This is a genomic window from Rhodococcus sp. ENV425, from assembly GCF_002887785.1.
GTDB lineage: Bacteria > Actinomycetota > Actinomycetes > Mycobacteriales > Mycobacteriaceae > Rhodococcus > Rhodococcus aetherivorans.
The window spans coordinates 22,070-28,347 of sequence record NZ_PCZU01000043.1; the positions used below are offsets into that span (position 1 = coordinate 22,070).

Annotated in this window: 6 protein-coding genes and 1 pseudogene; 5 read left to right on the forward strand and 2 right to left on the reverse strand. The window is 69.1% G+C overall.

Annotated features, from left to right (window positions below; genetic code table 11):
• Positions 1 to 127 precede the first annotated feature (127 nt).
• A pseudogene (locus CQZ88_RS03305) lies at positions 128 to 465 on the forward strand (transposase); the annotation flags it as partial.
• Between the two features lie 86 nt (positions 466 to 551).
• On the opposite strand, the gene CQZ88_RS03310 reads toward CQZ88_RS03305, so the two are convergent.
• Positions 552 to 1,526 (reverse strand): GlxA family transcriptional regulator, encoded by a 975-nt coding sequence (locus CQZ88_RS03310; RefSeq protein WP_043798401.1) that lies wholly within the window; start codon positions 1,524 to 1,526, stop codon positions 552 to 554.
• 143 nt (positions 1,527 to 1,669) lie between these two features.
• Here CQZ88_RS03310 and CQZ88_RS03315 point away from each other — a divergent pair, with 143 nt between their 5' ends.
• Positions 1,670 to 2,308, forward strand: a complete 639-nt coding sequence (locus CQZ88_RS03315) for an isochorismatase family protein (RefSeq protein WP_043798402.1) — start codon at positions 1,670 to 1,672, stop codon at positions 2,306 to 2,308.
• Between the two features lie 156 nt (positions 2,309 to 2,464).
• On the opposite strand, the gene CQZ88_RS03320 is transcribed toward CQZ88_RS03315, so the two are convergent.
• Positions 2,465 to 2,971, reverse strand: coding sequence for a hypothetical protein (locus CQZ88_RS03320; RefSeq protein WP_043798404.1), 507 nt, complete (start codon positions 2,969 to 2,971; stop codon positions 2,465 to 2,467).
• Positions 2,972 to 3,127: 156 nt separating this feature from the next.
• Here CQZ88_RS03320 and CQZ88_RS03325 point away from each other — a divergent pair, with 156 nt between their 5' ends.
• The 3 genes from CQZ88_RS03325 to CQZ88_RS03335 all read left to right on the forward strand — a co-directional run bounded on the left by CQZ88_RS03325 (position 3,128) and on the right by CQZ88_RS03335 (position 6,238).
• Positions 3,128 to 4,555, forward strand: coding sequence for a DUF2254 domain-containing protein (locus tag CQZ88_RS03325; RefSeq protein WP_102799252.1), 1,428 nt, complete (start codon positions 3,128 to 3,130; stop codon positions 4,553 to 4,555).
• 250 nt (positions 4,556 to 4,805) lie between these two features.
• Positions 4,806 to 5,576, forward strand: coding sequence for an IclR family transcriptional regulator (locus CQZ88_RS03330; RefSeq protein WP_006936671.1), 771 nt, complete (start codon positions 4,806 to 4,808; stop codon positions 5,574 to 5,576).
• Between the two features lie 74 nt (positions 5,577 to 5,650).
• Entirely contained in the window at positions 5,651 to 6,238 is a 588-nt protein-coding gene (locus tag CQZ88_RS03335) for a TetR/AcrR family transcriptional regulator (RefSeq protein WP_043798406.1), read from the forward strand.
• Positions 6,239 to 6,278 lie beyond the last annotated feature (40 nt).

Sequence of the window (6,278 nt, forward strand, 5' to 3'; positions counted from 1 at the left end):
GCCGAACGCGACGCCGACGTGACACCTTCACCCAGCGCATCCTGGCACTACGTCACACGCATGCGCGCAAACCACGCCTCATCGAACGTCTCAACCGGGCAGGCCTATGACCCGGCACCAATCCGGGAAGTCGGCGAAGGCCGCCGACCACCTCGACGCCGCAGTGTCGGATCTGTTGGGGTTCAAAGTATTTCCCAAACAGATCTGGAAGCAGATCTGGAGCAATCATCCGCAGGGAGCGCCTCAACAAAAGAAGTCCGTAGGAGAACCAATGTGGTCGGGATCTTTCCGGATCGTACCGCGTTGATCCGTCTCGTCGAGGCGGTGCTCGCGGAGCGAGCACGATGAGTGGATCGAAGGGCGCCGCTACCTCGGACTGGATGTGCTCGCCCGCTCCCGTACCAACACGGCCGAAGAACCGTGACTGAACCCGCCGAGGAGGTTGCACCGGCCTTGACTACCTGACCTCCCGCCGAGGAATCACGCGGCGACGTCGTACACCACCTCACGGGACTTGGCCCCTCGCCGGTGACTCGCACCTCGTGTCACTTTCACGTCCTCCTGGGTACCAGCGGTTGCGGCCGGGATGCGAACTGCCGACGATAGGCGGTGGGTGAAGTTGCGAAGGCGGAGGTGAAGTTCTGCCGGAAGGTGGCGCTGCTGCCGAAGCCGCACGCGGACGCGACGGCATCGATGCTCCAATCCGTGGTTTCGAGCAGAGCGCGTGCCTCCTGCAGTCGGCGCGTGAGAATCCAGCGTGCCGGCGTGGTGCCGGTGGCCTGCCGGAAGTGCCTGACAAAGCTGCGCCGGCTCATCCGGGCCCGATCCGCGAGTCGATCGACCGCGAGCGGTTCGTCGAGCCGGGTCAGCGCCCATTCGAGCACCTCGGCGATCGCGGTGTCGGTGGCGGGCCGCGCGAGGGGACGTTCGATGTACTGTGCCTGTCCCCCTTCTCGGTGCGGAGCCACGACCAGGTATCGGGCCACCCGGGTGGCGATCGCCGACCCGAGGTGTTTGCGGACCAGGTGCAGACAGGCATCGATCGCCGAGGCCGTACCTGCGGACGTGAGGACGTCGTCGTGGTCGATATAGAGAACCGAGGAGTCCACCTCGGTGCCGGGGCAGCGTTCGGCGAGCAGCGGCATCGCCTCCCAGTGGGTGACCGCCGCACGACCGTCGAGCAGCCCGGCGTCGGCGACGGCGAACGCCCCCAGACACAACCCGGCGATCACCGCACCCCGCGCATGTGCCTGGCGCAGCTGTCTTTTCAACTCTGCACCGATCGGCCTCGGGGGCATCGGCCACGACGGGACGATGACGATGTCGGCCCAGTCGACCGTCTCGGGTCCGGTCACCTCACCGATCGGGTATCCCTCGGCGGTACAGACCGAGCCGGCCCGGTCCGACCACAGCCGGGTCTGCCAGTCGGGGGCCGGACCGAGACGGCGCACTTCGGCGAACACCAGCAACGGTGCCGCGAGGTGGAACATGGTGATCCCGTCGAAGGCGTAGACAGCGATTCGCATCCTGTTCTCCCGGGTTGGCCCGATCTCATCGAAAGTGTGCATTCGTGCCACTTCCGGCCAGGGTAGACCTGCCGAACAATCGGGCAGTGAGGCGCTCACCCCGTGGGCGCGACACCCCGAATGATTTCCCAGGGAGGAAACCCGTGACCGCACCCCGCCGTGCCCTCGTCGTTGTCGACGTCCAGCAGGAGTACTTCGACGGACCACTCGAGATCCAGTACCCGCCGCGCGAGCAGTCGCTCGCCAACATCGAGGCCGCCCTCGACGCTGCCGCCGCCCACGACGTCCCGGTCGTCGTCGTTCAGCACCGTATGCCCGACGGAGCCCCCGTCTTCGTCGAAGGTTCGCGAGGATGGTCGCTGCACCCGGATCTCGAGCGGCGCATCGACCCGACGTGCAAACGCGTGCACAAGCAGTACGCGAGCGTGTTCGCCGGCACCGACCTGGCCGGCTGGTTGCGCGCCCGCGAGGTGGACACCGTCACGATCGTCGGATACATGACCAACAACTGCGATCTCGCCACCGCCGCGGAGGCCGAGGCGCTCGGATTCGCCACGGAGATCCTCTCCGACGCCACCGGTGCGATCCATCTCGCGAACGCCGCCGGGCAGGTCTCCGCGCAGTCCCTGCACACCACCCTGATGGTGCTGCTGCAGTCCAACTTCGCCGCGGTCACCACGACCACCCAGTGGATCGAGGCCGTGCAGTCCGGCTCGACGCTACCCAAGAGCAACCTGGTCGAATCCGCCCTCGAGGGACGCTCGGCAACCGCTCTCGCCTGACGACCGCCCCGCGTCCCGGGGCAGCCCGGTCGCGGAGGAGACGGCCGGCGCGTCGCGCTGGCAACTCACTGACCGGCTCGGCGGTGCCGGTGTGCTTCACATGCACCGGCACCCCGGGCCTGCTCCACCGACGTCGTCGCGGCGGATCCCGGACGTTCAGCGGTTCTTGCTGTCCTTCTTGGCTTGCCGGCGCGCCCCGGCGGCGATGGTCGACGCCTCGTACTTCTTGCGGCCGGCCGAGTTACGGGTGGCATCGACGCGGGTCTTGCCCTTCGACCGCACCTTGCCCTCGGCACCGACATCCTCGGCGGGCGCGGCGGCATCCGAGCGGGCGCGAGCGAGCCGTTCCTGCTTCAGCTCCTCGGCCGAGCGGCGGGCCACCGCCCCCAGCTGGCGGCTGACCCGGGCCAGCGCATCCTCGAACACCTCCGCCTTGCCGGCGTTCCGCTCGTTCGCCGACTTACCGGCCGCACGAGACTTTTTCGCGCCGACCTTCTCGGCACCCTGCCGCCGGTAGAGCTTGACGTACTTGTTGCGGGATCGGCGGATACGGGTGTGCAGATCGATCAGGCCGTCCTCGTCGAGGTCTGCCATCTCCGTCTTCTTCGTCTGCCGCACCAACACGAATTCGTCCTCGGACAGCGAGTTCACCAGCTTTGTCATGACCGATTCCGTTCGTCGCACCAGTCCTGCACAGGTGTCGGCATCGTATCCACCTCGGCCCGGCCACCGAGGCCGTTCCAACCGATCCGCCGCACTCCGGCAGGCGCAGTGACGGGTGCGCGATTACCCGGCCGCGGGCGGGGGTATGCGCGAGGAATGTGGTTCCGGGCGGTGTCCGTGAAGTTCGAGACCGACGGCGGCCCCGGGGCCCGGAGGCGACGGGGACCGATCTCCTCCGTACTGAAGCGTCGACAGGTGTTCGTCGAAGCGGTGCGCTCCCGGCTGTGGCCCGTCCCGACGGCCGCGGTGCTGCTGGCCGTGCTGGCCGGCATCGGCGTGCCCGAGCTCGACGCCGCCCTCGATGACCGGCTGCCACCGACGGTGGCGGGATATCTGTTCGGGGGCGGTGCCGACGCCGCCCGCGAGGTACTGAGCGCGATCGCCGCCTCGTTGATCACCGTCACGGCGCTGACGTTCTCGCTGACACTGGTGACCCTGCAACTGGCCAGCAGCCAGTACTCCCCGCGTTTACTGCGCACCTTCGCCGCCGACCGTGTCGTCCAACGCACCCTGGCGCTGTTCCTGGCGACGTTCATCTACGCGCTGACCGTGTTGCGCACCGTCCGCAGCGACACCGACGGCACCACGTTCGTCCCGCAGATGGCGGTGACGACGGCATACCTGCTCGCGGTGGCCAGCGTCGTCGCGCTGGTGCTGTTCCTCGGACATCTGGTCCGGCAGATCCGCGTCGAAGCCGTGCTCGAGCACGTGCGGGCCGACACCTGCGCCACCGCCACCCGTCTCCTGCCTCCCGCACGCCGGGACACACCTGCCGTGCCGGTGCCCGTGCCACCGCCGCACCCGCACCTCGTCGAAGCGGCCTCGTCCGGATTCCTCGTCGAGATCGACGAACACGCCCTGCTCACCGCGGCGGAGCGGGCCGAGGCGGTGGTGTGGGTAAACCGCCCGGTGGGCAGCCCGGTCCTGGCGGGCACACCGGTCGCGTTCTCCTGGTCCGTCCGCCCGCAGGAGCCGTTGACCGAGGACGCGGCGCACCGGCTGAGCGAACGGGTACGCGCGGCGCTGCGCACCGGCAGCGAACGCACCGCCGTCCAGGACATCGGCTACGGACTGCGGCAGTTGACCGATGTGGTGGTGCGGGCCCTCTCGCCCGGGATCAACGATCCCACCACCGCCGTGCACGGACTGATCTCGTGCACCGCGGTCCTCGCCGACCTTCTCGACCTTCGGCTCGGCCCGCACACCCAGTGCGACGAGCACGATCGGGTACGGGTGGTGCTGGCGCGGCCGACCTTCGCCGAGCTGCTGGATCTGGTGTGCACCCAGCCGCGGCTCTACGGCGCCGACGATCCGATGGTGCTGGACGCGCTGCTGTCGATGCTGCGGGAGCTGGCATGGAAAGCCGCCACCGGCGAGCAGCGCACGGCGATCACCGACCAGCTCGATCGCCTGCGCGAGCATGTCACCGACCACGACACCGTGACCCGCCGGCACCTCGACCACCTCGCCCGGCAGGTGGGCGAGGCCCTCGAAGGGCGTTGGGCAGGGCGCCGTCCTACCTGACGTGTGCCGTCGCTTCCGCGGCGTCGCTGGCGGTCGCCGCGGGGCCGGCTCGTCGGTGTCACCGTGGCGCTGCGAAGCCGCCGGCCACCTCGCAGGAGGCCGCCGCCCTCGGGTGATCCGCCCCCATCGACCGCGTTTCGGTCTTCGATTCCACTTCCCGCCCCTCGGGCGAACTGTTACAGTCACCACAGTCATTGATTGATCGCTTGATCAGTAGAGGTAACCGCACTTCGGCGGTGGGAGGCAGAGCATGACGCACAGCGATGTGCCGGTGGCGGTGATCGATCGCGCCGCCCGGCTGCTGGAGGCATTCCGCGACAGCGAGCGGCTCACGTTGGCCGAGCTCACCCGCCTGACGGGCATGCCCCGCTCGTCCACGCATCGCCTGCTGACCCAGCTCGTCGAGATCGGCTGGGTGCGACGGGACGCTCCCGCGTATGCGCTGGGCACGAAGATGCTCGAGCTCGGGTCCCTCGTCCAGCACAACGACACCCTGCACCGGGCCGCCCTGCCCGTCATGCACGAACTGCACGGCCACACCGGTCTCGTCGTCCACCTGGCGGTCCTCACCGGCGCCGAGGTGCTGTATCTGGAGAAGGTGGGCGGCCCCTATTCGATGCGCATCCCGTCACGCGTGGGCGGACGCCAGCCGGCACACTGCACCGCGTTGGGCAAGGCGCTTCTGGCACAAGGAAGAACCGACCTCGACGCGCTGTTCGCCGAGCGCCCGCCGACGGCCCGGACCCGCCACAGCGTCACCGACCCGAACCGGCTGCGCAGCGAGCTCGCCCGGACCCGGGAACAGCACGTGGCGCACGACCGCGACGAGGCTGCCCCGGGCGTCTCCTGTGTCGCGGCGCCGATCGGTCACGCCGGCAAGTGTGTCGGCGCGATCTCCGTCAGCGGCCCCACCTCGTCGATCCGCCCCGCCGCCCTGGCGGGCCCCGTGCGCATGGCCGCCCTCACGACGTGGCGTCGCCTCACCCGACTCCGGTCGGCGGACTCACAGCACGCCGTCTGAGGCTCCACTGATCGTTTGATCAATGGATGTGCCACAATGAACCGGCCGTCGACGACCGAGCCCCGAGGAGTGCCATGGATCCGCACGAGCGCCGCCGCCAGATCCTCGACAGATCCGCACAACTGTTCGCCACCAAGGGAATCGCGGCAACCACCATCCGGGAGATCGCCGACGAGGTCGGGGTCTACTCCGGGGCGCTCTACCACTACTTTCCGTCCAAGGAAGCGATCGTCACCGAACTGATCCGCGAATACATCGAGGACCTGTCCGCCCGGTGCCGCGAGATCACGTCCCGAACCCTGCCGCCGGTCGAGCGGATCGAAGCGCTCGTCCTGCTCGCCCTGACCACCTCGGAGAACTACCGGGGCGCCACGACGATCTGGCAGCGCGAGGGCGAGTACATGCGGGACCGCCTCGTCGAGGCGGACCTGGCCGAGATTGCCGACGAGGTGGAGAAGGCGTGGCGGGAGGCCATCACCGAGGGTGTCGCCGGGGGAATCTTCCGGGACGACATCGATCCGGAGGTGTTCTACCAGCTGATCCGCGATGCCGTCTGGCAGGCACCGCGCTGGCACCGACCGAGCGCGCAGCGCTCCAATGCCGACCTCGCGCGCGACATCACCCGGATCTTCGTCGACGGCTTCCGGCCGCGCACCGGCTGACGACCGCCGCCGGCCCGCGCCGAGACGGTACGGCTCGGCG

Excerpts from the sequence above, each read along its gene's own strand:
- CQZ88_RS03335 (WP_043798406.1), top strand. The coding sequence starts at position 5,651 with ATGGATCCGCACGAGCGCCGCCGCCAGATCCTCGACAGATCCGCACAA.
- CQZ88_RS03330 (WP_006936671.1), top strand. The coding sequence starts at position 4,806 with ATGACGCACAGCGATGTGCCGGTGGCGGTGATCGATCGCGCCGCCCGG.
- CQZ88_RS03310 (WP_043798401.1), bottom strand. The coding sequence starts at position 1,526 with ATGCGAATCGCTGTCTACGCCTTCGACGGGATCACCATGTTCCACCTC.
- CQZ88_RS03320 (WP_043798404.1), bottom strand. The coding sequence starts at position 2,971 with ATGACAAAGCTGGTGAACTCGCTGTCCGAGGACGAATTCGTGTTGGTG.
- CQZ88_RS03325 (WP_102799252.1), top strand. The coding sequence starts at position 3,128 with ATGTGGTTCCGGGCGGTGTCCGTGAAGTTCGAGACCGACGGCGGCCCC.